Source organism: Methylosinus sp. LW3, from assembly GCF_000527115.1.
Taxonomy (GTDB): domain Bacteria; phylum Pseudomonadota; class Alphaproteobacteria; order Rhizobiales; family Beijerinckiaceae; genus Methylosinus.
In genome coordinates, this window is sequence record NZ_AZUO01000001.1 from 3,122,572 (window position 1) to 3,146,669 (window position 24,098).

The following is a 24,098-nucleotide window of genomic DNA, read 5'->3' on the forward strand; positions in this document are numbered from 1 at the left end:
ATAAGCCAGACCGGCACCGTCAGCAAGCTATTAGTCAAGCTATTAGTTTTGAATTACCACGCCAGCATCTTATTACAATATAGTATAATTACGCTATAGACAGCCACTTTTGGAGTGCTTTATAAACGATTGGTTAGTTTGCCTTAGAGTCTGTCCGTTAACTTCATACTTGATTACAAAGCCTTCTGAGCATGAGGCGGATGGAGGCGAGGTGAAGAAACGCCAGCGCCTTGCGATTGAGGTTTTCGAAGTCCTTGGCCAGCCTTCGGCAGCGACCGAGCCAAGAAAAGGTTCTTTCGACGACCCATCGGCGAGGCAGCACTTTGAAACCTTTGGCCGCATCGGAGCGCTTGACGATCTCGGTGTCGACAAACGGCAAGGCCTTCTTCTGTGCGTCGCGGAACTGCGGGCCTTGATAGCCGCCGTCGGCAAACAGCTTTTGCAGAAACGGGAATTTTCCAAACATCGTGCGCAGGACCAGAACGCCGCCATCGCGATCCTGAATGTCGGCCGGATGAACGAGCGCGTGAAGCAGCAAGCCTATCGTATCGACGAGAATGTGCCGCTTCTTGCCCTTGATCTTTTTTCCTGCATCGTAGCCATGCGGATCGATGCGATGCCCCCTTTTTCTGCGCTCTTCACGCTCTGGCTGTCGATGACCGCGGCTGTTGGGCTGGCCTCGCGCCCTGCCGCTTCGCGACACTTCACGTAGAGAGCATGATGGATGCGATCGAGCGTTCCGTCGTATGTCCAAAGATCGAAATAGCCATGGACCGTGCTCTTGGGCGGCAAATCCTTGGGGATCGCGCGCCATTGGCAACCGGTCGAGAGCACATACATCAAGCCGTTCACGACCGCGCGCATCTCGACCGTGCGCTTCCCGCCGCCCCGTTTCGCCGGTGGGATCAGCGGTCCGACGAGCGCCCATTCCGCGTCCGTCACGTCGCTCGGGTAGCGCAATTTGCTACGATCGTAGCGCGTGCGATTTTCATTCGTCCACATCGGCGGTCTCCGCGAGAATCAGGCCGCCTCTATTGAATCACAAGCGATTCATCCGATTCAACTTGTCTTCGGACCGACACTTAAAGGCTTGCGCGATGACGCGCGCAAGCGGCACGCAATAGATTTTCGACGGGGATGCTCGCGGCGGGCTGCGAAAAGAATTCAATTTACGGATAAGTGTCGCGAGAACTCGACAAGCCGTCATGGTGGGCTCGCGGACGGACAGACGGCAAAGCCCAAGAACAGCGATGTAATGCGGCCCCGCCCGCCTCATGACCCAGCGTGGCTCGGTCCGCCCGCCTCGGCGGGATTTCGGACCGCAATTCAAAATTGCGACACCATTGCCGGGGGCTCGACCTCAATGTTCAAACTCGATCGATTATCAGTCGCGATCAGGCCAATCGGAGCGGCCACACATAAGCGATACTCAGTGAGTTTCGACTACGACTGGTACACGACAACATATCGAGACATTCTGGTTCGCGACATCGGGATCAACCGTCCCCTCGCGACTTGCAAGGAGGCATTGGCTCATTACCTACGGAGTGGATGGAGGTCGGGACTCAATCCGTCGCCTTATTTCGATCTTGCCTGGTACCTCGAGCACAATCCCAGCTTACGCGAGCGGAATATCGAGCCGCTCGGGCATTATTTGACCGAAGGGTGGCGAAAGGGTGCGTCTCCTAGCGTTTACTTCAATCCGCGCTGGTATTTGAGCCAGAATCCAGATGTCGCCCGGGCGGAGGTTGAACCGCTGCAACACTTTCTCGCCTTTGGCTGGCGCGAGGGACGATCCCCGAACGCATATTTCGACCCTCAATGGTATCTGGATCAAAATGCCGACGTTGCGCTCTCGAGAATGGATCCATTTCGGCACTATGTGATGTTCGGCTGGCGCGAAGGGCGAGCGCCGAGTATCTATTTCGATCCCGTCGCTTATTACGAGCGAAATGCAAACACCACTCGCGCGGAGCCTTTGCGAGATTATTTAACGCGCGGTTGGCTGGAGGGACGCGCAATTAGTAAATATTTCGACACGCAATGGTATCTCGACAGCTATCTGGTTGTCCGCGGTCTACAGACCGAGCCGCTGCTGCACTATCTCTCGGTCGGTTGGCGCGATGGTTTTTCGCCCAATCCTTGGTTCAGCCCCCGGGAGTATTGCCTTCGACATCCAGAATGTTTGGCACGCGGTTTCGAGCCCCTGAAGCATCACCTGACCCGGGAGACGCGCAATCAGGAGGTTACTGGTAAGGCGATCGCTGGAGGGAAGAGAGCTACAGCGCCGCTCCAGGCTCGTTACTTTTCCCTGTCGTTAGCCCCGCTCGTTTCTATCATAATTCCTAACTTCAATGGAGCTCGTCACCTACACGAACTTTTTGCGAGTCTTGCCATACAGACCTACAAGAATTTCGAAGTGATTTTCGTCGATGACAATTCATCGGACAACTCTGTCGAAATTGCGGCGCAATTCGGCGTGAAGCATATTGTGGAGAGCAAGAAGTCGCTCGGCTTCGCTGAGGCGAATAACGTTGCGTTACCTTTTTGCTCTGGCGAGCTGCTCGCTTTGCTCAACAATGATACCCGAGTCGACGCAAATTGGCTGGAGTCGATGGTGACGACAATCCGCGGGGATCCGCTGATCGCAGCCGTGGCGCCAAAAATTCGGTTTTGGACCAAATTCCAGCTATTGAGGTTCGAAAGCGCATATGCTTTCGAACTGGATCTTCCGAGACTGCTCGAATCCTTGGCCTATAAGAAATACTTTTCCGTCTGGGCTCATGCGCCCGCAGATTCGCTGCGCTCGAAAACTACTGGATCTAGCAATCGCGAAGAATTGATTCTCCACGTTTCGGTTCAGGACGAGCCGATCAATCTGCATCTTCGGGGTCTTGAGGGACAGGCTGTCGAATTACATGTCGGTATGAGAACGAAAAGCCTGGTTCTTGTCGCTGGCGCGATCGATATTGAATACAGTTTCACGGACGTTGACCGCAAAGCGTCGTATTATATAATTAACAACGCAGGATCTGCGCTAGACGCGACAGGCAATCCCTATGATCGCGGCTTTGGCTTCGTTGACGGAGGCGAATTCGATACGCCGGCGGACGTCGAGCTTTTCTGCGGCGGGGCCGTGCTGCTCCGTAGGGATGCGCTGCATGGACGAGAGCTATTCATTTCCGAATTCGAAGCATATTATGAAGACTCCGAGCTCTCTCGATGGCTCGGACAGAAAGGATACAGGATCGTCTATAATCCCATGGCCGTCGTCTACCATAAGCATGCTTCGACAACGAAGGAGAACTCACTCTTCTGGCTGAAGCATACCACACGCAATAAAATTCTCTACGATTATATTTATGCAGACAAACTCTCAAATGCGGCCATTTTGGAGCAGCACCGCCTTCATCTGAACCATCTCACCCACTGGGCGCAGTCAAGTCTCGACGCAAAAGAGCATGACCGGCAATACGCATTGATGATCCCGGAAATTCTGCGAGACATCGAACGTATCGTTCCGTTGATCGACAATAAGGAGACGCCACGGCGCTCTGGATTGCGCATCGGAGTCTACAACAGTTATTGGCGCACACTCGGCGGAGGAGAGGCGCATGCCCTCGATCTGACAGCGGCGCTCTGCCGCTTCGGACAGGTCGAACTCATCGCGGAGGGCGACTTCGATATGGCCTACATGATGGAGTATTTCGGCCATTCAAACCTCAATGTACGGAAGAGATTGATATCGGCATTTTCGCCTGACTTGACCCATGACTACGATATTTTTGTCAATTCTACCTATCTGAGCAGAGCGCCGTCTTTTGCTGCCAAGTCGTTTTACGTCGTGTCTTTTCCGTTTCGGGAGGCATCAGCGCAATTCCTCTCAAGCTACTACTTTCTGGCAAACTCTAGCTTCACGCTGGATTGGATGAAAACCTATTGGGGGGCTAACACTTTTTCTGGAACTGTATTGTATCCGACTATTCCAAAAGCCTATGCAGCCATAGGCTCAGATAAAATGCTCCTGAAGAACAAATCGATATTGTCAGTTGGCCGTTTTGTCGCCCGAGGGCATACGAAAAATCAGCTGGAGATCGTCGAAGGATTTCGAGCGTTCATCGAACGGTATCCTAGGATTGCAAGAGGCTGGACGCTTAAACTGATCGGCACGGTCAACGATCCTGAATATCTGGCGCAAGTCTTACGTGCGAGTGATGGGTTGGACATTAGCATCACCACGGACGTCGATTTTAACGCGGTGCGTGAGGCATATTTCGCGGCTAGGATATATGTGCATGCATCAGGCTTCGGGCGTGACGCACAAACAGAGCCAGAGCTTTGCGAGCACTTCGGAATTGCGGTAATTCAGGCGTTGAGCTGTGGTTGCATCCCTGTAGTCTTCGACTCGGCGGGGCCCAAGGAAATCGTCGAGAAAGTTGGCGTCGGCTGCACTTGGCGAACTGTGGACGAATTGGTCGAGACGCTGAGGGAAACCGCCGAAGCGTTCCACGACAATGGCGGCGATGACTTGGTCGGGAAGGCGATAGAGAGCGTTGCACCCTTCTGGCCCGATCAAATGAATGCGATGCTCGAACGCTTGATTGTGAATGGCGATGTCATGTCTGGACGGCGCCTTCCCGGCAAGGCGACACTGCGAGCTTACGATGGTTCGTGAGCACGTTGCGAAGATCGAATTCGAGTCCCGTGCGCCGGCAGCCGGTCGGGCTCGCTGACGCTCTTCTGTTCAAGAAGCCCGGCCGCTTGAGCGCGGCGGTGACGCTTCATTTGGCCTACAATTGCGTGGTCGCGGCCGGTTTCCGGTTTGCTCTGACCGATGAATGTTCTCCGCACCGAGGAAGGCCGCGCCGATCAAATCGAGCGCCGGAGTTGATGTCGAGAGCGAGAGAGAACGGCTACACTGCTCGGCCAAAGCGAATTCATATATCGCTCTCGCGCGGAGGGATTGATCGACCTTCGAAATCAAAAGAATGACGTAAGTTCCAGCGGATTCGACCGGGAATGCCAGTCTTCATTCTTTCGCACGTACCAACGGCCGGGTTACGCCTTCGCCATGACACCCGAATGTCCGCTACGGGCGGAACCTGCCGTTGGCGGTTCGGGGAGAATGGGGCCGTTGAGGGTCAAAGTTCCTCGTCGCCGTACGAGGAGGATGCGCCAAGAGCCGACGTTCCAACCGAGTCCCCGCCTTCACGATAATCGCCTCGCCGCGCCTAATTGGTGGCGCGAAATTTGGCGTTGATCCGCGTCACGAAACGATGGCCTACCGGAGACCAGAATTCGAGAAAAGCATCGAATGCCGCCGGCATCTTGTTTTTTCTTGCATTCATAACGCTGTCGAAGTCTGAGACGACGAGCTTTACTTCTCTCGTTTCTCCGCTCGTCAATGCGTTATCCGAGTCGATAGACGCGGCCGACGTGTAGACGAGTTGCAGGGGATAGTTTCTTACCGGCGCAGTATAGATCCTGGGATTTAGAAAGCGGCGTTCGTCGACGATCAGTTCCCCGAATTTGACCATTTCGTCGCCGACGTTGCGGGCCTGAAATTCGAGCGTGAGCGTTTTCGCCGCCGCGTCGTAAGCGGCGTCCTTGACGATGGCTTGAATGGCCGGCGGCGCATGAGCGGGGTCGAGCGCGTCGAGAAACTGGCGCTTGAGCTTTTGGTCTTGCGCAGTCTCCGCTGTCTCGGAGGCCGGCGTTTCGACGGCTTTATCGATGCGGACGGCGTAGCGGCGTCCCGCGGATGAAAAGAACGCGAGATATCCGTTTATCCTTATCGAGGAGCCTCGGCGGGAACGTGCGTTGCGTTTGCTCTGGAGGAGGCGATCGAACTCGCCGATCTTCAACGTCGCCTCCCGCGTGCCGTTCGGGTAAATCGGAACCTCGCTATCGAGGCTCGCCGACCGGACAACGAATTTTTCGGGATAGGGCACAGGGAGCTTGAAAAGCGCCGGGTCGAGAAAGCGGAAACCGTCCGCGACCAGTTCCCCGAAGCGCACCGCTTCCGCGCCGGCGTTGGTGACCGACAAGGCGATGACGAGTTCGTGTGTCGATGGAGAATATTTGGCGTCGCGAACGGCGACCTTTATCTTTCCCGCGGCGTCGCTGGACGTCAGGCTGGAAAGGAATTGCTTTACCTGTTGTTCGTCGGCCAATGCCGAGCCTTTCGACGTTTGCGCGTCGCCAGGCGTCGTCGGGACAATTCCGAAAAAGATGGTGAGAAGGAAAAACGTCTTTGCAACGAGTTCAGCGCGCATTGAATGTCTCGCATGTGTGTAGACTGACATCAAGACAGGAGGCGAGCAGAAGCACAAGTTTCGCGCGCGCTGGAAGCCCCGCCTTCGAAATTGAAACCTCGTCGAACTCGACAAAATTCGAAACGAGATAAGTCGTCGAGAGAGTGTCGCCACGACAGCGCTGCCGACCCTGGCGGATGCCTACCCCGAATGTCTCCTCGCGGTCGAGTTCCCCCTTCGCCGTCCCGAGCGGGGAGGCGGCGCTATGAGCCGACCTTCGCCCGATACCCGAAGGCGACTTTCAGCTCAGCTCGCACGGCGCCGACTATTGCGAAGATCAAAAATCAGGAAACATAAACAAAGGCCTATTATCGCTTCTCAGGCGTGGGCGCCAATCTGGAGGCAACTGTATTTCTATCCACGCCTGCTGAAAAACACGCCGATTGGATTGGAGCGCGCCCGGAGGAATGTGTGGCGTGTTTGCATCGAACACGATAACGTCCCATGGTTTCGGGCTTACGGCGTATCCATTCTTTTGCGATAGACTCAGCAGCTCGGTCTTGTAGATGCGACCATCGTCGATCCTGTGTGAATCGAGAATGGATTCTATATTTTCTTGGTCTGTCAAATCGATAAAAGTTGCTGCTGCGCTGGAAACGCAGAGCAATCGTAAACAAATAATTCTCTCTTCTCTAAGCTGCTCTGACGCCCCCCTCATATCCGAGTGCAGATTTGTATCGAGGCCGCCAAAGGTTGATTGACCAATTCCGATCTGTGACGAAATGACACCGATTCTGTTATTCTCGAGTATGGTCGCTCCCCAACGTATAAAACTGATCGCGGCGCCGCTAACAAATTTTGCAAATGGGCGGATTGGTTCTGGGACGCCGTTTTGCCACCAATCATTGTAAGATTCGCGCCGATCGCTGGAAGCGTAAGAAGCCACGACTTTCCGCTGTTCTTCAGTCAACGAGCCGAGAATACGGGGCGGGACGCCATTCAACGTTAGAAGTGAAGTCATATTGCATCATAACATGAATTTATCGGTCGCGCCCCTCCGGTGGAGTAGCAGTCCGGGCGTCCGACTTGATCTGAACTGTGACGATGGGGCTTCGGGTCGCAGCTCTTCCCTTCGCCGTCTGACCCTCGTCCGGCCCCGCTTTGCGGGAGGACCCGCGCATTCGATCGCCCGCGCGCGGGAGAAGGAGATGCGCTGGGGTCCACCTCGGCTCGAGAGCCGAATCGCCTCTATGTCGGCCCTTGACGTGTCCTGAAAATATTCCTATCTTCCTCTCGCTCCCGTCGACGAAAGGGCGCGTTCCTCGGGTCGTGGAACGCGGGCGGGGGCCGGCTCCATCCGGGACGGCGACCCCCGTCCCTGGACAGGCGGCGCGTCGCCGGACCGGCGTTTCTCTCCCGTCCATAGGGAGGGCGAGAGCCGTTCCGTGATCCCAGGCATTTGGAAGCGATCGGGTCCTGAATGTGAAAACCCAGGATTCGCGGGTCCGAAAACGCCTCGGGACGTCGACGAGAAGGCGAAGCCGCGTTTCGGGACGCTCCGAAACCACGCATATTTCCTCGCGCTGCGGCCGAAAGGGGTCGGAGCGTCCCGAACCGCCCCTCCTTCCCCGCCGCCGCGAGGCGCCGGGCGCTTCGGCGCGGACGGATGATAATCCTATCTTCGAGCCGTCGCGGATGAGAATGTTTTCGAGAAGTAGGGAAAAGGCTCGCGTGACGAAAACACGACCGAGCAAAGAGATGAGAGTCATTCCGGTTCGATCTGAACCGGAATGACTTCAGAGGGAGCGAGACGCCCCGCCTCACACGGTCGGCGTCGGCACCAGCATATGAACGATCATGCCGTGCAGAAAGGACGTCGCTATGCCGAGCACCAGGGCCGCCGCTGTGTAGACGTCCGAATATTCCTCCTTGCTGCGCATCATTCGCGAGACGCCGACATAGAAGAGATAGACCGCGAAGACTCCGAGCACGTCGAGCCAGCGCAGGCCCGGAATGAGGCCGAATATCTCGGCGAGCCAGATGGGCGTGTAGGAATAGGCGATGAGCTTCAGCGCGCGCAGATCGTCGCGCTTGCCCTCGAAGCTGGGCGCCAGCATCGAGATCACCAGAGCCACGCCATAGAGCAGCAGCAGGCCGAGCCCATATTGCAGCGCCGCGCGGATGAGGCCGGTGAAGAAGGAGTAATGCACGATATTGGAGCCGCGCGAAAAGCCGAACAGCCAGCCGCCGAGGAAATTGGCGATCGCCGGCACCGCCGCGAGATAGAGGATGTAATTGCGATAGAGATCGAGAGCGGTCGTCTGCTCCGCCTCGATCGCCGCCCACTCCGTCTTGGGCGACGATATGATGCGCTTGGCGCGCTCTAGAATGTCCCGGAGCCGCTCCTTGATGTCCATGCTTTTCTCCCCTGCCTCGCCCTGTTGCGCCGCGGCGGGAGACTGGCCCAAGGCGCGCGCCGAAACAAGCTCGCGCTTGCGCCATGGCGGGGGATCAGTCGACGCCGGTCCACTCCCGCGCCAGCTCCTCCGCCCCCATCAGCCGCGCGAAGCAGGAGAGGAGCGGCAGCGCCGCGGCGCTCTCCTCCTCTCCGTCGAGCGGAGAGGGCGAGGCGTCCTTCACCACTATGATCGGATGGCCGGCGAGAAATCCGTCGATCGCGGTCTCCAGAGCGAGATCGCCGAGCGCATCGCCGAGCAGAATCAGCAGCGGGCCGCCGAGGCCCTCGAACAGCCGCAGGAAGCCGGCGTCGCGCAGCAGCGAGGGCGCCTCGGCGCGCAGCAGCGACGGCTCGCCAGCCGCCGCGCCGACGGAATCCGCCCGCTCCAGAGCGAGATCGCGCTCGACGAAGACGGTCGGCAGGCCGGCCGCCTCCCATCGTCGCAGCAGTCTCGCGCCAGCCGTTTCGAGAGCGCCAGGCTTTCGCGTCGGCCGCGGCTCGCGCGGACGGCGCCTCTCGGCGATGCAAACCAATATGGCCCTTGGTCGCGGGTCGAGGATCGGCGATCGAAACACAGTCGGATCCGTTCCAAAATGCGGCCTTGGCCGTCCGGCGCCGTCGCCGGTCTTTCGAGGCCTGCGTGAAATCTCGTAATTTTCTACCTATACGTGAAGGATAGCAGAGCCTGCGCCTCGCCGCATCATCCATCGCCCCTCGCCTCGTCCCTCGCCTCGCTCTGGCCCTCAGCCTCGCGCTCGGCCCGCGGCGCCTGCACCAGCGACATGCGCACCAGCTCCGGCAGGCTGCCGGCCTGCATCTTGGCCATCACATTGGCGCGATGCACCTCCACCGTGCGCACGCTTATGCCGAGCTCATGGGCGATGATCTTATTGGGCTGGCCCCGCAGCAGAGCGGCCAGCACCTCGTTCTCGCGGCTCGTCAGCGTGGTGAGCCGGCGCTGAATCTCCTGCGCCTGCAAATCACGCGCACGCTTGCCGCTGTCATAGGCGAGCGCCTGGCGCACGGCGGAGAGGAGCGATTCATCGGTGAAGGGCTTTTCCAGAAGATCGAGCGCGCCTTCCTTCATCGCCTGCACGGCGAGCGGCACATCGGCATGGGCGGAGATCACCACCACCGGCAGCGACAACCCCATGTTCTTCACCTTCAGCAGCAGCTCAATGCCGGTCATCTCCGGCATGCGCACGTCGGTGACGATGCAGCCCGTGGCGGCGCGATCGACTCCGGCGAGAAAATCGACGGCCGATCCATGCGTCGTCACCTCATGGCCTTCGGTCCTCAATAGCAAGCGCAGCGCGTCGCGGACGGCGGCGTCGTCGTCGATGACATGCACGGTCGGCTCGCTCACTCTTGCTCCTCCATCGCGGCCAGCGGCAGCGTGAAGCTGAATGTCGCGCCGCCGTCGCTATTGGGACCGGCCCAGATTTTTCCGTAATGCGCCTCGACGATGGAGCGCGCGATGGTGAGGCCGACTCCGAGCCCGTTCGGCTTGGTCGTCGCGAAGGGCTCGAAGAGGCTCGCGCGCGCTTCCGCGGAGAGCCCCGCGCCCGTGTCGGCCACATCCACCCGCACCATCGATCGGCCGCAGAGCGCGGTCGAGATCGTCATCCGACGCGTGCGCGAAGCGCTCATCGCGTCGCGCGCATTGCGCATGAGATTGACCAGCACCTGCTTGATCTGCACGCGATCGGCGAGAATGCGATCGTCGGCGGCGTCGAGGCGAAAGACGACATTTATGCCCGACTGCTTGGCTTCGACGATGACGAGCTCTTGCGCCTCGTCGAGGATGTCGTGCAAATTCTGCAATGTCTTGTCCGGCTCGCCGCGCGAGATGAACTCGCGCAGATGCGCGATGATCTGGCCGGCGCGCACGATCTGCGTCGCGGCGTTGTCGAGCGCGTCCTCCACATTGGCGGGGCGCTGCTCGACCGGCATTTGCAGCAGGCGGCGCGCCGCCTTCAGATAGATGGCCGTGGCAGAGAGCGGCTGATTGAGCTCATGCGCGAGGCCGGCCGCGAGCTCGCCCACCGCGTCCAGCCGCTCAGCGTGCAGCTTCTGCATGCGCGCCTCGATCTTGCTCCGCTCGGTGAGGTCGCGGATGAAGGCGATATAGAGCCGGCGGCCATGATAGGAGGCTTCGCTGACCGCGAGATCGACGGGAAAGAGCCCGCCGTCCTTGCGACGACCCTGCGTCTCCACGACATTGCCGAGCGACTCCCGCTCTTCCATGAAGCAGGCGCCGGCGCCGGCCTTGCGGCCGCCGAAGAGGCGCACCGGCACCAGAGTCTCGACATGCGCGCCGATCGCCTCCGCCTTCGCATAGCCGAACATGCGCACGGCGGCGCAGTTGAGCGATTGGATCGCGCCTTTCTCATCGACGGTGAGGATGGCGTCATGCGCCCCCTCCACCGTGGCGTAGAGGCGCGCCTCCTTGTCCACCAGCGCCTGCTCTATGCGCTTGCGCTCGGTGACGTCCTGCAGATAGCCGTGCCACAGAGTCGCGCCATCGGGCTCGCGCGTCGGCTTCGATTGCGCATCCACCCATATCCAGCCCTTGCGCGGATGATTATAGCGATAGCTCTCGCGCCATACGCTCATCGAGCGCGCCGATTCGGCGATGCTGGCGAGCACGCGCGGCAGATCGTCGGCATGGACGCGCGCGAACTTGCCGTCGACGCCCTGCCGCAATGTCTCGGCGTCCATGCCGTAAATGTCTTCCACATTGGGTGAGGTATAAGGCATCGAGGCCCTGCCGTCGGGGCCGAGCCGATAAGAGGCGATGAGGCCCGGCACGGAGGCGGCGATGCCGGCGAGCTGATCGGCGAGCCGCGCCTTCTCGCGCAATTCGGACTCGATCGCCTTTTTCTCGGTGATGTCGCTGACGACGCCGATGAGCCGCACGGCGCGGCCGTTCTCCACCAAGGCCTGGGCGCGACATGCGATCCAGCGCAGAGCGCCGTCGCTCTTTCTGTGGATGCGGAACTCTGCCTGATAGCGCCCCTCGCCGTGCGGATCGACCGCCGAGCGCATCGATTGGCGCACCGACGCGACATCATCCTCATGCACGATGGCGAAGACCACCTCCGGCGAGAGCGGCTGATCGGCGGGAAAGCCATAGATCTCGCGATATTTCTGATCGGCCTCGGTGACGTCCGCTGCGATGTCGTATTCCCAGCTGCCGATCGCGCCGGCGGCGAGCGCGAGACGCAGGCGCTCATTGCTGCGCCGCAGAGAATCCTCGATCTCGCGGCGGTCGGTCACATCGATGGCGGCGCCGATCGCGCGCGTCGCGACGACGCCGCGCGCGGTGCGGCGGAACTCGAATTGTCCGGCGAGGGCGATCCAGCGCAAGGCGCCGTCCATGCGCCTGATGCGCATCTCATGGCTCCACTCGCCATTCTTGGCGCCCGCGCAGGCCTCGAGAAACTTGCGCTCGAAATCGCTCTTGTCGGCCTCCAGCAGCATGGCCCCCGCCTCGGCGAAGCAGAGCGTCTGATCCGGCGCCAATCCCAGAATCTCATGCATGGTGACGGAGAAGCGGCTCGTCCCGGTGACGAGATCGACGTCGAAAGTGCCGACGCCGCCAGCGGCCACGGCGAGCCGCGACCATTTCTCGCGCTCGCGCAACGCCTCATTGGCGGCGAAGGAGCGCTCCATCCATTTCGTCTGGGTGAGATCTGTGACGATGGCGAGGCGCGGCCGCGCATCCTCGGCCGGCGCGCCCAGCTCGACGCTCGCCGACAGCAGCGAGCCGTCGGCGCGGCGAATCTCGAACTCGCGGCTCGCCGCCTCCGGCGCCGCGAAGAAAGCGGCGAAGCGCTCGGCCTGATCCGGCGCGATATGATCGAGCATGTTGTCGCCGATGAGCTGCGCCGCCGGGCGGCCGATCATCTCGCGAAACTGGCGATTGCAATGCAGGATCACGCCCTCGGGCGAAAGCTCGATCGAGCCTTCGCGCATCTGCTCAAGCAGACGACGGCAGAAATGCTCGGCGCCCTCGCTCGACGATGGGGACGCAGCCGGCGCCGTTCGCGCTCCGAGACGCTCGCGGCTCTGCCCGGCCTCGAGAAGAAGCCGCCGCAGATCCTCGATATCCTGAAGCTGATCGCCCAGTTCGTCCACCGACTTCCTCTCCCCCTTCCGAGACGCGAGCGTCGTTGGACGCCCGAACCGGGAAGGTGTTCGCGCGACACCGCAGCCGCGGACCGCGCTTTTTGCGGACGTCGCGTTCGAGCCGTCGGCGACGCGCTTTAGAGGCGAGAGTTCGCGCCTCGCTTAGGGATTCGGTGGCTTGTAAGGCAGGCGCGGCCGACAGGCTTCCTGTGGAAACTACTTAGCGCGCTCTTTGCTCTATTATGCCGGAAGCGCGAAAAAATATGCGCCAGATCAATCATCTGGCGCATATTGTGAAAGAAGCGACCTATATTTCGTTCGCATTCGAACGATCAGAACTCTTCCCAGCTCTCATCCGCGGACGGAGCCGAGGCGCCGCGACCGCCGGCCGAAGCGACGCGCCGCCTCGCCGGCGCCGCCTCGACGCGCCGCTCGCTCGCGCGCGGAACGGCCGCCGGACGCGCGCTCTCGCCGCGCTCGATGCGGAAAACGGAGATGAGGCTCGAGAGCTCTTCCGCCTCATGGCTGAGGCTGTGGCTCGCCGCCGTCGTCTCCTCGACCATTGTGGCGTTCTGCTGCGTCATGCTGTCGAGCTGGCCGACCGCGCGATTGACCTCGGTGAGGCCGGTCGCCTGCTCGCGCGAGCCTGCGGCGATGTCCGTCACCACGCGGCTCACCTCGCCGACCTGCGAGACGATGCGCTCCAGCGCCGCGCCGGTCTCCGTCACCAGCACCACGCCATTCTCGACCTGCGAGGTCGAGGCGGCGATCAGCGCCTTGATCTCCTTGGCCGCCTCCGCCGAGCGCTGCGCCAGCGCGCGCACTTCCGAGGCGACGACGGCGAAGCCGCGTCCCGCCTCGCCGGCGCGCGCCGCCTCGACGCCGGCGTTGAGCGCCAGAAGATTGGTCTGGAAGGCGATCTCGTCGATGACGCCGATGATCTTGCCGATATCGCGCGTCGAATTCTCGATGCGCCGCATCGCCTCCACGGCGTCGCGCACGATGGCGCCGCCCTTCTCGGCGTCGGAGCGCGTCACCTCGAAGACCTCGCTCGCATGGCGCGTGCTGTCGGCGGTCTTGTTCACCGTCGCGGTGATCTCCTCGAGCGCGGCGGCCGTCTCCTCGAGATTGGCGGCCTGCGCCTCGGTGCGGCGCGCGAGATTGTCGGAGGCTTTGGCGATCTCGACGCTCGATGAACGGATGGCGCTCGCAGAATCGCCCACATCGGCGAAGGCCGTGGCGAGCTTGGCGGCCGCATTGTTGAAGTCTTCCTTGATCTTGTCGAAGCCGCCATCGAGCTTGTCGACGACGCGCCGCTGCAGATCGCCGCGGGCGAGCTCCTCGAGCGCATGGGCCATCACGTCGATCGCATGGCGCTGATGCGCCTCGGCCTCCGCGCGCTGCGCCTCGGCGGTGCGGCGCTCTTCGCGCAGCACGTCGAGATAGACCGACACGGAGAGATTCATGTCGAGGAACACCGCCTTGACAAGCGCTGCGACGCCGCGGGAGGTGCGATCGACGCGCGTCTTGCCGGCGAGCATGGAGCCCGAGAGATTGTCCTCGACAATGGCTTGGATCAGACGCTCGGTGATGAGGGCATAGGCGGAAATATAGAAGCTCGGCTCCAAGCCGATGCGGGCGTGCGCCTGGCCGACGGCCGTCACCATGCGCACATATTCCGCGCCGAACTCGGCCTCGGTGATCTGCGCCCAATGGCGCATCTGCGCGGATTTCGCCGCCGCCATATGGCGCTCGTCGGAGAAGAAGCCGCGCAGCTTCACGTCGCCGCGAACCTTCTCGTAAAAAGCGTCGAGAGCCGGGCCGAGGGCCTTCGAGATGACAGGCTTGACTTGGCGCAAGGCGCCGCGGGCCGCCTCGTTCATCTCCATGAACGCCAAACTGTCGTCCAGAGACGAGCTGCTCTTCGAAGACTCGGCCATCTTTTGCTCCCGCAATTCGTTAACCATCGGGCGCGCTGCCTCCGCGAATCAAATTCGCGCATTCCCGTGATGATGGATTAAGCGATATGGGAAGTTTCGGCATTACTAACACGTCACAATTCGTCATTGCATCGCACAGTCCTGCGGCGCTGAAATATTATCACATCAGTAAAATATTGGACGTCAGTTCGAGACAAGCTCGCCTCGCTAGTCGAAATCTTCGTCCCTCTGCGTCGAGGCTAGCTCGTTGAAATCGAAACAGCAGAAACGACATGTGGCCGCCGCGCCGCAGCCCGCCGATGCGAGCGAATTGCTCGCCGATCTCATGGCGAGCCTGCGAGCGGACGATCTCGCGACCGCATTGCGTAAAATCGACGCATCCCGCGCGCTCGTCGACCGACATGCGTTCGCGAGCTATCTCGCCGGCCTCGTCCGCGTCTCGCTCGGACAGGACGAAGCGGCGATCGATCATTTCGGCAAAGCGATCGCCATCGATCCCGATCATGCGCAAGCGCTCTACGGCCGCGCGGTGGCGTTGCAAAAATCCGGACGGCCGGAGGCGGCCGTAACCGACCACGCGCGATCGCTGCGGCTCGATCCCGGCAATGTCGAGGGATGGCTGAATTACGGCGTCGCTCTGCAAATGGCCGGACGCAGCGCCGAGGCCGTCGAGGCCTATGGGCAATTGCTGGCGCGCGCGCCCGACCATGCGCAGGGCTTCGCCAATCGCGGCCTCTCGCTGCATGCGATCGGCGAGGATGCGCGCGCGATCGAAGATTACGATCGCGCCGTCGCGCTTCTCCCCGCCGATCCCGTGCCGCTGCGCAACAAGGCCGTCTCGCTCGCGCGTCTCGCGCGGCATGAGGAAGCGCTCGATTGCTTCGCGCGCGCCTTCGCGCTCGATCCCTCCTGTCTCGACGCCGCCGATGGCGCGCTCGCGGCGCTCGTCGCCCTGCGCCTCTACGAGGACGCCGCCTCTTTCTGCGACACTGTGCTGAGCCTTTCGCCCGGCCATGTTCCGGCACTGCTGACCAAGGCCAATGCGCTGCACGAAACCAAGCGCTACGCCGCCGCGCTCGCAATATTCGACGAAGCGCTCGCGCGCGCGCCGCAGGACCCGAAGCTGCTGACCAATCGCGGCATGTGCCTGTTCGAGCTCGGCAGGCTCGAGGAGGCGCAGTCTTGCGCGCTCGCCGCCATCGCCGCCGATCCGACCTTCGCGCTCGCCTGGCGCTGTCGCGGCATGGTCGAGATGCGCCGCTCCGATCTCGACGACGCCCTCGCCTCCTTCGACGAGGCGCTGCGCCTCGCCGATGATGAGCCGGACGTGCATTGCGGCCGCGGCATCGTGCTGAAGGAGCTCGGCCGCTTCGACGAGGCGCGCGCGCAATTCGACCATGCGCTCGCGATCGATCCGCGCCATGCGGAGACGAAAGCCAATAAGGGCACTCTGCTGCTGCTGCGCGGCGAGTTCGAGCAAGGCCTAGAGCTGTTCGAGCATCGCTGGGTGCTGGACGATCGCCCCAAGACCGAGGTCGCCTATCGTTGGCCGGAATGGCGCGGCGAGCCGCTGGCCGGCAAGTCGCTCCTCATTCTCGACGAGGCGGGCCTCGGCGACGCGCTGCAATTCATCCGCTATGCGCCTTTGCTGGCGAAGGCGGGCGCCAAGGTCACCTATCATTGCCGCCCCGCGCTGCTGCGCCTGATGCGCGGCCTCGGCGAGAATGTCGAGATCATCGCCGCTCCGGCGCAGGATGCGGCCTATGATTATTGCGTCACTCTGTGCAGCCTGCCGCGCGCCTTCGGCACGCGCGCGGAGACGATACCGGGCGAATCCTATCTTCATGCGGAGCCGGAACGCGCCGCTTTGTGGCGCGAGCGTCTCGCCGGCGAAGGGCTGAAGGTCGGAATCGCCTGGCAGGGCAGCGCGCATTCGCGCTCCGACCATGCGCGCGCCGCGCCGCTCGCGGCCTTCGCGCCGCTCGGCGCCATTGCGGGCGTGCGGCTCTATAGCCTGCAGAAGAATTTCGGCGCCGATCAATTGCGCGGCGCACCCATGCGCGTCATGTCCTTCGGCGCGGATTTCGACGCCGGCGCGGATGCTTTCGTCGATACGGCGGCGGTCATCGAAAATCTCGATCTCGTCGTGACGATCGACACATCCATCGCCCATCTCGCCGGGGCGCTCGGCAAGCCGGTGTGGATCGCGATCAAGCATGCGCCGGAATGGCGCTGGCAATTGGAGCGCGAGGACAGTCCCTGGTATCACAGCGCGCGCCTGTTCCGTCAGGAGAAGCGCGGCGATTGGAGCGACGTCTTCGCGCGCATGGCGCGTGAGCTGGAAGCGCTCGCGGCGCCGCATGCGCGGCCGGCCGAGGCGGACGCCATTCTCATTCCCGGCTCGGTGGGCGATCTCATCGACCGCATCACGATTCTCGAGATAAAGGCGCGCAAGATCGCCGACGCCGAAAAGCTCGCCAATGTGGCGCGCGAGCTGGCCTTGCTGAAGGGACTGCGCGACGAGCGCGGCTTCGTCGGCGGCGCGCTGGACGCGCTGGCGCGCGAGCTGGAGGAGACCAATCTCGCGCTGTGGAATATCGAGGACGATATTCGCAATTGCGAGAAGCGGGGCGATTTCGGCGATGAGTTCATCGCGCTGGCGCGCAGCGTCTATCAGCGCAACGACCATCGCGCGGCGCTGAAGAAGTGCATCAACCTCGCCTGCGGCTCATTGATCGTGGAAGAGAAATCCTACGACGAGACGCCGCGCGCCTCGTGAGCTTTCGCTGACCGTGGCTCGCACGGCCTTCGCCGCCTTCCTTCTCCCCGCATGCGGGGAGAAGGTGAGGATGAGGGGCTCGGGGCGTTAGCCGCCGACGGAAAACGTCATCAGCGGCGCGCTCAAATTCCGCTCGATTTCGACGAGAACTCGAAACCTTCGATCAGCATGGGCGGGGCCGAGATCGCCGCGCCGCCCATCTCGGTCTTCACGCGCTCGCTCGCGCCGATCGCCGCTATGCGGGAGAAGGCCCCGTGGAGATTCTCGTTGAAGCGCATGTTGCGCACGGGCGCGACAATCTCGCCATTCTCGATGAGGAAATTGCCGTCGCGCGTCAGCCCGGTGAGCAGCAGCCCGCGCGGCTCGACCATATTCGTGTACCAGAAGCGCGTCACCAATATGCCGCGCCGCACGCCGCGGATCATCTCCTCGAGGGGAGTCGTCCCGCCGGCGACGGTGAAATTATGCGCCGCGGGAATGGCCTCGGCGCCGGTCTTTTGCGCCCAATAGCGCGGGCGCGCGAGCGTCTTCAGCACGCCCTTGTCCACCCACAGCCGCGCCTCTTGCGCGAGACCTTCCTCGCCGAAGGGCGCCTCTGGCGCGATCGCGTCGCGCGGATCGGAGCGCATCGAGAAATCGGCGCTGAACAGAGCGTCGCCGAGCTTGGTTCCTCCGCCGGCGCGCGAGAAGAAGCTGCGGCCCTCGTCGGCCGGGCGCGCGCGCAGCATCCACATCAGCCATTGCGCGAGCTCGCCCACCGCCGTCGGCTCCAGTATCACCGTATAGCGTCCGGGCTCGAGATCGAGCGGCTCCTCGTCGCGCGCGGCCTTCAGCGCGGCGCGGCGGCCGATGTCGGCGGGATCGAGCTGCGCGACCGAAAAATGGCGGGCGCCGGCCCAGCCGGACCAGCCGTCGCTCTTATGGCGCGCCGTGGTCGAGAGATCGACGAAGCTCTCGCGATCATAGGCGAAGAGGCTGGCGCTCGAGGCCAGCGCCGAAAAGCGGCGGCCGGCCGCCGCGCAGCCGAACATATTCACGCCTCGCGCCGTCCCCTCGGCGACGACGCGCGCGGTCGCCTCGGCGAGAAAGCGAAGATCGAGCGCTCCGGTCGCCTCGTCATAGCGGGCGCTCTCGGGATAGGCCTGCGCGCCGAGCGGCGGCAGAAATTCTGGGTCCGTCGGCAGGAGACGCGCGATCTCCTCCGAGCGCGCCACGGCGCGGGCGAGCTCCTCCCATTCGAGCCCGCCGACCGAGACCGAGCCGACCCGCCCGCCGACATGCGACTCTATGCGCGTGTTCACGCGCGCCGTCGCGACATTGGTGGTGACGCCGCCGCCGGCGAAGCGCAGGCTCTGCGCCTCCTCGCCCTCGATACGGATCACGCAGGACTCCGCCGCGGACAGGGACCGCAGACGATCGGCGAGGGCGAGGGCGTCGTCTCGCGTCAGGAACATGGCCGGCCTTTCTCATTCGACGGGTCCGGCGGCGGCCGGCAGTCGCATGATAAGATGGTTGTCCGCCGTTCGAAAGCGTCTGGCGCGGCCGCGACTGTGGCCGCCGCGCAACAGCGGCTCGGATATTCGGCCGCAGCGGCCCCGGATCATTGACCCGGGAATTCCAGCGGACCTATTTTTGCGCCCGATGAGGACATTCTCCTCCATGCGCCGCCCGGCGCGCCGGCTCCTCGCCTGCGCAACGGTGATTCTCGCCCTATTGCAGGCCGTCGCCCTCTTCGGCTCGATAGCGCGCGCGCATGGCGATGTCGGCTTCTCCTCCGCTCTCTCGGCCAGCGCGCTCTGCGCCGCCGCCCGCGACAGCGACGGAACGCCACTCGCCCATCACGCCGGCGAGCATCATTGCGTCCTGTGCTCGGATCGCGGCGCCGAGCCGCCCGCCCTCGCGCCCATCGCCGCGCCGCTTTCGCTGCGGCCGGACGGCGTCGCCAGCATAGGCGCGCGGGCGCTGTCGCCGCGCGCGCCGCCGCTCGGCTGGGCGAGCTCCTGGTCCTCACGCGCGCCGCCATCGGCCTGAAAATCGAATGCCGCCGCCCCTCGGGCGAGCGGCCGGTCTCGACTTTTCGGTTCCATCGCGCTCGCGCGCCAGCCAGGGCGTTTCCTTTGTCTCGATCGATCTCGTCGCGCGGCGATCGGCCTGCGGACGCCAAACCTTGGCGGTTTCGCGAGCTGTTCCTCGCCCATAAGCGCGATCTCTTCGGCTTTCTCGTGCGCAAGGTCGGCGCCGTCGATGCGCCGGATCTGCTGCAGGAGACGTTCCTGCGCATGGTCCGCCACGACCGGCCCGAGACCATCGAGGACCCGCCCGCCTTTCTGAAGCAGATCGCGGTCAATCTCGCCCGCGATTTCGCCCGCCGCCGCAAGACCGAGGAGAGCCGTCTCCAATTCGGCGACTATGTGATCGACCCGCCGGCGCCGGAAACGCCGATCGAGGAGCGGCTCGACTATGAGCGGCGCTCGGCGCTGCTGAAGACGGCCATAGAGACATTGCCGCCGCGCTGCCGCGAGGCCTTCGAGCTGCATATCTATAATGACGTCCCGCTCGCCGAGGTGGCGCGACGGATGGAAATATCCGACCGCATGGCGCGCAAGCATGTGAGCCTCGCGCTGCGCGCCTGCCGCGCCGCGCTGCGGAGCGACGCCGAGTGATTTTTTCCCGCTTCGAGGTTCCGCCTCGCGCCGGGGCCGCGTCATCTATACTGTCGCGCGCGACGCCTCGAGGACGGATGGAGAGATGACCGGGGAACAGGCGAGAGAACCCGCGCCGGACGAAGCCGGGGACGCCGCGATCGAATGGTTCGTGCGCATGCGCGAGGGGAAGCTCTCGGCCGAGGAGACGGCCGCCTTCGAGGCCTGGCGCGCCGAGCCGACGCATGCCGCCGCCTTCGACGACGTGCTGCATATGTACGGCCACCTCGCCGGCATGAGCCCTGCCCACCGCATGCGGCCGGCGCCGCGCGCCGCGCGCGAGATGCGGGCGGCGGCCCTCGCCTTCGCCGCGGCGGCGGCTGTCGCGGTCTTCGCCTCTTATGATGAAATCGTCCTGCGGCTCGAGGCGGACCACTTCACCGGCGTCGGCGAGAAGCGGCTGGTGACGCTGGACGACGGCTCGCATGCGCTGCTCGACTCGCGCTCCGCAATCGCTTTGCGCTATTCGGCGGGCGAGCGGCGGCTCCGCCTCCTCTCGGGCGAGGCCTGGTTCGACGTCGCGCCCGACGCTTCGCGCCCCTTTGTCGTCGAGGCGGGCGACGGCCGCGTCACCGCGCTCGGCACCGCCTTCGATGTGGCGCTGGAAAAGAGCGGCGCGCGCGTCACTGTGACGGAGCACCGCGTCGGCGTCGCCAGCGGCGGCAAGACCACGATCGTCGAAGAGGGCCAGCAGACCGCCTTCGAGCGCGACGCGCCGGCGCGCGCGCCCGAGACGATCGATATCGACACGGCGACCGCCTGGCGGCGCGGCAAGCTCATCGTCAATCGGCAGCCGCTCGGCGATGTGCTCGCCGCGCTCGGCCGCTATCATCGCGGCTATATTTATTGCGTCGATCGCGCGATCTGCGCGCGGCGCATCTCCGGCGTCTTCGGCGCGCAGGAGGACGCGCTGCAATCCTTGGCGGAAATAGAGGCCTCGCTCGGCCTGCGCGCCATCCATGTCACCAGCTATCTGATCCTGCTGTATTGAATTCGAACGCTTCATCGGCGCGCGAATTTTTTCGAGCGAGGGAGGTTCCGCTTTTTCCGCCTGCTGCGTCCTGTTCCCGAGAGCCCGAACTCTATGGCGGGCGTTGCGACGGCGGGACGAAATGGCCATGGCGAGGAAGAAGTCGGTAGGCGAGGGCGTGAATATGAGTTCGACGGCGATCGCCTTGGCGCTGAGCGCGATGACGCTCGGGGCCGAGGCTCCGGTGACGAGCGCGCAGGCCTCCATCTCGCCGCAGGAGCGCGACGGGGCGCTGCGCGACTATCGCATTCCTGCCGGCGCCATGGAGACGGCGCTCAACGCTTTCGCCGACCGCAGCGGCCTGCATATCGTCTTCGACGTCGGCCTCACAGAGGCGATGAGAACGCGCGGCGTCGTCGGCGCCTATTCGGTGCGCGACGGGCTCGACCGGCTGCTCTCGGGAACCGGCCTCTCCTATCGGCTGTCGGAGAATGGGCGCTCCGTCTCCATCATTCTCGCGCAGGCTGCGCGCGGAACCATGACCGACGCCAACGGAGCCGAGCTGCCGCCCATCGACATAGGCGCGGAGCAAAAGCGCGCGAGCGGCGTCTCCACCGCGCCGGGCTTCGACGCCGAACGCGCCAAGCTGCCGATCTATCGCGACCCGCCGGGGCAGACGGTCACGACAGTCGATCACAAATTCCTCGAAACGACGCCGATGCAGACTGTGCAGGACATGCTGCAATACAGTCCCGGCGTCTCCATCTCGCAAGGCACGATGCCGCGCGAGCTGCTGCCGTCGATCCGCGGCTCCGGCAATCGGCTCGGCATGACCTATCCCTTCTCCGTCCGCAATATCATGCTCTATGAGGACGGATTCCCCATCGTCACCGCGGACGGCAATGGCCGCACCGACATGCTGGACCCGCACTCCTTCTCGGGAGTCGACGTCTATCGCGGCCCCTCCTCCGCAATGTTCGGCAATTACGCCTATGGCGGCGCGATCAATTTCCGCAGCCTGACGGGCAAGGAGATCGACGGCGTCGAGACCGGCTCGGAATTTGGCAGCTTCGGCTATTTCAACAATTATCTGCGCGTCGGAAAGAAATTCACCGACCGCGATCTCGGCGATCTCGACATTGCGATCTTCGGCTCCGACACACGCGGCGACGGCTATCTCGCGCGCGGCGCGCATGAGTTCGACCAGGGCAAGGTCCTGGCCACTTGGACGCCGGTTCCGACCGATCGGCTGACGTTCAAATTTCTCGCCAGCAGCTCCTTCGCGGAATTCATGAACCGCAGCTCGCTGACGCAATTCTACACCAACCCTTATGGCAAGAATGTCAATTGCCGCATAGCGACGCCCGCCAATCTTCCCTTCTGCAACAATCTCAATGTGCCGGCGAATGGCTCCTTCACCAGCGCGACGTCCGGACTTTCCAATCAGAGCGTCTGGCAGCTCGGCACGCATTGGCATGTGATGCGCGATATCGTCGGCTTGCGCTATGAGCACGACTTCGACAACGCCACCACATGGCGCACGCAATTTTCCTATGATTATCTCGATTACATCAACAGCACCTGGCCGCCGCCGAAGGTCGGCCCCGCCGTTTTCGGCGGCCTCGGCGGGCCGGTCGCGATCCGCGGTCCGTCCTATGGCCTCAGCGCCTCGACCGACATCACCAATCATGGCGCGATCTTCGGCCTACCGGCGACGCATTATCTCGGCTTCTTCTACGACGGTCTCAAAAGCGTCAATCCGCTGTATTCGCAAGTTCCCAATGTGTGGGGTTACGGCGCGATCGGCGGCGCGGTCGGCAATATCGAATCCAATCACTCCAATCTGAGCATTCGCGCGCGCGAAGAGATTGCGCTGACGCCGCAGCTCACCGCGGCGATCGGCTTCAGCTCCAATTGGAACAGAATCTCCGGCGTCTACACCGTCTATAATTACGCGAGCAATGGAACCATGACGCGGCCGACGCAGGTCGGCGTCGACAATGAGTATTGGAACACGGCGCCGGAGGCTTCGCTCACCTATCGCTACAGCCCGGAATGGCAATTCCGCGCGCGCTATGCGACGGGCTATGGAACGCCGAATTTCATGTATCTCACCAATACGCCGACGGGCGCAGGCAACAACACCTCGCTGAAGGCGCAGACCAATATGGGCGTCGATCTCGGCGTCGATTGGACTCCCGCGAAAAATCTAACGGCGAGCGTCACGCTCTATCACGAATGGTTCCGCAACGAGATACTCACTCAATCGAATGGTCTCGTCAGCTATCAGCTCAACGCGCCCTCCTCGATCCATCGCGGCGTCGAGGCGAGCGTCGATTGGCGGCCTTTCGATGGTTGGCGTTTCATCGCGGCCTATGCCTATAACGACCAGTATTTCACCAATTTCTGGGACAATCTCTCATCGACCGTCTCCTATAATCGCGCAGGAAATCGCATCCCCAATGTGCCGACGCATACTCTGACGAGCCGCGCCGGCTATGACATTGCGGACGGCGATTTCAAAGGGCTCGGCGCTTTCGTCGAATATGTGTTCAAGAGCTCTTACACGATCGACAACGCCAATCTGACGTCGATCCCGGGCTATGGACTCGTCAATCTCAATGTGCATTACAGCCGCGCCATCGCGGACAGCTATGTGAAGAACATAGAGGTCTATTTCGATGTGAAGAATCTCTTCGACCGCACCTATGTGGCCGGCGCCAATGTGCTGACCAACACGCTGATGACGGGAACCGCCGTGCAGACGCCGGCGATATTGCTCGCCAATTCGACCGGCGCATCGATCATCGCCGGCTCGCCGCGGGCTTTCATCGGAGGGGTGAAGTTCAAATTCTAAGTGTCGG

At 62.6% G+C, this 24,098-nt stretch carries 15 protein-coding genes; 6 read left to right on the top strand and 9 right to left on the bottom strand.

Translation table 11 applies throughout. From position 1 onward, the window contains the following. Positions 1-163: 163 nt before the first annotated feature. Positions 164-1,002 (bottom strand): IS5 family transposase gene (locus tag METLW3_RS27580; RefSeq protein ID WP_157516576.1). Its coding sequence is split into 2 segments (ribosomal slippage): positions 164-618 and positions 618-1,002, totalling 840 coding nucleotides; the frame shifts between segments, so codons are not numbered across the junction. A 430-nt stretch (positions 1,003-1,432) separates the two neighbouring features. Between METLW3_RS27580 and METLW3_RS0115630 the strand changes: the two genes are divergently transcribed. Further along, complete coding sequence (locus tag METLW3_RS0115630; protein ID WP_198022775.1) at positions 1,433-4,675, top strand: glycosyltransferase; 3,243 nt, start codon at positions 1,433-1,435, stop codon at positions 4,673-4,675. 556 nt (positions 4,676-5,231) lie between these two features. Here the strand turns inward: METLW3_RS0115630 and METLW3_RS0115635 are convergent. From METLW3_RS0115635 to METLW3_RS0115660, 7 genes are all read right to left on the bottom strand, one after another. Next, the gene (locus tag METLW3_RS0115635; protein WP_024880806.1) at positions 5,232-6,275 is read right to left on the bottom strand and encodes a methane monooxygenase/ammonia monooxygenase subunit B; all 1,044 of its coding nucleotides are present in this window, start codon (positions 6,273-6,275) and stop codon (positions 5,232-5,234) included. A 316-nt stretch (positions 6,276-6,591) separates the two neighbouring features. Then, complete coding sequence (locus METLW3_RS28315; RefSeq protein ID WP_157096056.1) at positions 6,592-7,275, bottom strand: hypothetical protein; 684 nt, start codon at positions 7,273-7,275, stop codon at positions 6,592-6,594. 799 nt (positions 7,276-8,074) lie between these two features. After that, complete coding sequence (locus METLW3_RS0115640; protein WP_024880807.1) at positions 8,075-8,671, bottom strand: YIP1 family protein; 597 nt, start codon at positions 8,669-8,671, stop codon at positions 8,075-8,077. A gap of 94 nt (positions 8,672-8,765) precedes the next feature. Continuing rightward, positions 8,766-9,287 carry a hypothetical protein gene (locus METLW3_RS0115645; RefSeq protein WP_157516579.1) on the bottom strand — a complete coding sequence of 174 codons (522 nt, stop codon included), beginning with the start codon at positions 9,285-9,287 and terminating at the stop codon, positions 8,766-8,768. A gap of 125 nt (positions 9,288-9,412) precedes the next feature. Further along, a complete protein-coding gene (fixJ, locus tag METLW3_RS0115650; protein WP_024880809.1) occupies positions 9,413-10,078 on the bottom strand; it encodes a response regulator FixJ in 666 nt (221 codons plus the stop codon). Then, a complete protein-coding gene (locus METLW3_RS26955) occupies positions 10,075-12,852 on the bottom strand; it encodes a PAS domain S-box protein (protein ID WP_024880810.1) in 2,778 nt (925 codons plus the stop codon). The genes fixJ and METLW3_RS26955 overlap by 4 nt, the downstream gene beginning before the upstream one ends. Positions 12,853-13,175: 323 nt before the next feature. Beyond that, positions 13,176-14,783 (bottom strand): globin-coupled sensor protein, encoded by a 1,608-nt coding sequence (locus METLW3_RS0115660; protein ID WP_024880811.1) that lies wholly within the window; start codon positions 14,781-14,783, stop codon positions 13,176-13,178. Between the two features lie 247 nt (positions 14,784-15,030). Here METLW3_RS0115660 and METLW3_RS0115665 point away from each other — a divergent pair, with 247 nt between their 5' ends. Beyond that, a complete protein-coding gene (locus METLW3_RS0115665; protein ID WP_024880812.1) occupies positions 15,031-17,562 on the top strand; it encodes a DUF6165 family protein in 2,532 nt (843 codons plus the stop codon). Between the two features lie 122 nt (positions 17,563-17,684). Here METLW3_RS0115665 and METLW3_RS0115670 read toward each other — a convergent pair whose 3' ends face one another. Continuing rightward, complete coding sequence (locus METLW3_RS0115670) at positions 17,685-19,016, bottom strand: metallopeptidase TldD-related protein (protein WP_024880813.1); 1,332 nt, start codon at positions 19,014-19,016, stop codon at positions 17,685-17,687. A 205-nt stretch (positions 19,017-19,221) separates the two neighbouring features. On the opposite strand from METLW3_RS0115670, the gene METLW3_RS0115680 reads away from it, so the two are divergent. The 4 genes from METLW3_RS0115680 to METLW3_RS0115695 all read left to right on the top strand — a co-directional run bounded on the left by METLW3_RS0115680 (position 19,222) and on the right by METLW3_RS0115695 (position 24,091). Continuing rightward, positions 19,222-19,593, top strand: a complete 372-nt coding sequence (locus METLW3_RS0115680; RefSeq protein ID WP_024880815.1) for a DUF2946 family protein — start codon at positions 19,222-19,224, stop codon at positions 19,591-19,593. A gap of 86 nt (positions 19,594-19,679) precedes the next feature. Further along, positions 19,680-20,225 carry an RNA polymerase sigma factor gene (locus tag METLW3_RS0115685; RefSeq protein WP_024880816.1) on the top strand — a complete coding sequence of 182 codons (546 nt, stop codon included), beginning with the start codon at positions 19,680-19,682 and terminating at the stop codon, positions 20,223-20,225. An 85-nt stretch (positions 20,226-20,310) separates the two neighbouring features. After that, positions 20,311-21,255, top strand: coding sequence for a FecR domain-containing protein (locus METLW3_RS0115690; RefSeq protein WP_024880817.1), 945 nt, complete (start codon positions 20,311-20,313; stop codon positions 21,253-21,255). Between the two features lie 127 nt (positions 21,256-21,382). Continuing rightward, entirely contained in the window at positions 21,383-24,091 is a 2,709-nt protein-coding gene (locus tag METLW3_RS0115695; protein ID WP_245267376.1) for a TonB-dependent receptor, read from the top strand. The last annotated feature ends 7 nt before the right edge of the window (positions 24,092-24,098 follow it).

Excerpts from the sequence above, each read along its gene's own strand:
- METLW3_RS0115640 (WP_024880807.1), bottom strand. The coding sequence starts at position 8,671 with ATGGACATCAAGGAGCGGCTCCGGGACATTCTAGAGCGCGCCAAGCGC.
- METLW3_RS0115690 (WP_024880817.1), top strand. The coding sequence starts at position 20,311 with ATGACCGGGGAACAGGCGAGAGAACCCGCGCCGGACGAAGCCGGGGAC.
- METLW3_RS0115660 (WP_024880811.1), bottom strand. The coding sequence starts at position 14,783 with ATGGCCGAGTCTTCGAAGAGCAGCTCGTCTCTGGACGACAGTTTGGCG.
- METLW3_RS0115670 (WP_024880813.1), bottom strand. The coding sequence starts at position 19,016 with ATGTTCCTGACGCGAGACGACGCCCTCGCCCTCGCCGATCGTCTGCGG.
- METLW3_RS28315 (WP_157096056.1), bottom strand. The coding sequence starts at position 7,275 with ATGACTTCACTTCTAACGTTGAATGGCGTCCCGCCCCGTATTCTCGGC.
- METLW3_RS0115695 (WP_245267376.1), top strand. The coding sequence starts at position 21,383 with ATGGCGAGGAAGAAGTCGGTAGGCGAGGGCGTGAATATGAGTTCGACG.
- METLW3_RS0115680 (WP_024880815.1), top strand. The coding sequence starts at position 19,222 with ATGCGCCGCCCGGCGCGCCGGCTCCTCGCCTGCGCAACGGTGATTCTC.
- METLW3_RS0115635 (WP_024880806.1), bottom strand. The coding sequence starts at position 6,275 with ATGCGCGCTGAACTCGTTGCAAAGACGTTTTTCCTTCTCACCATCTTT.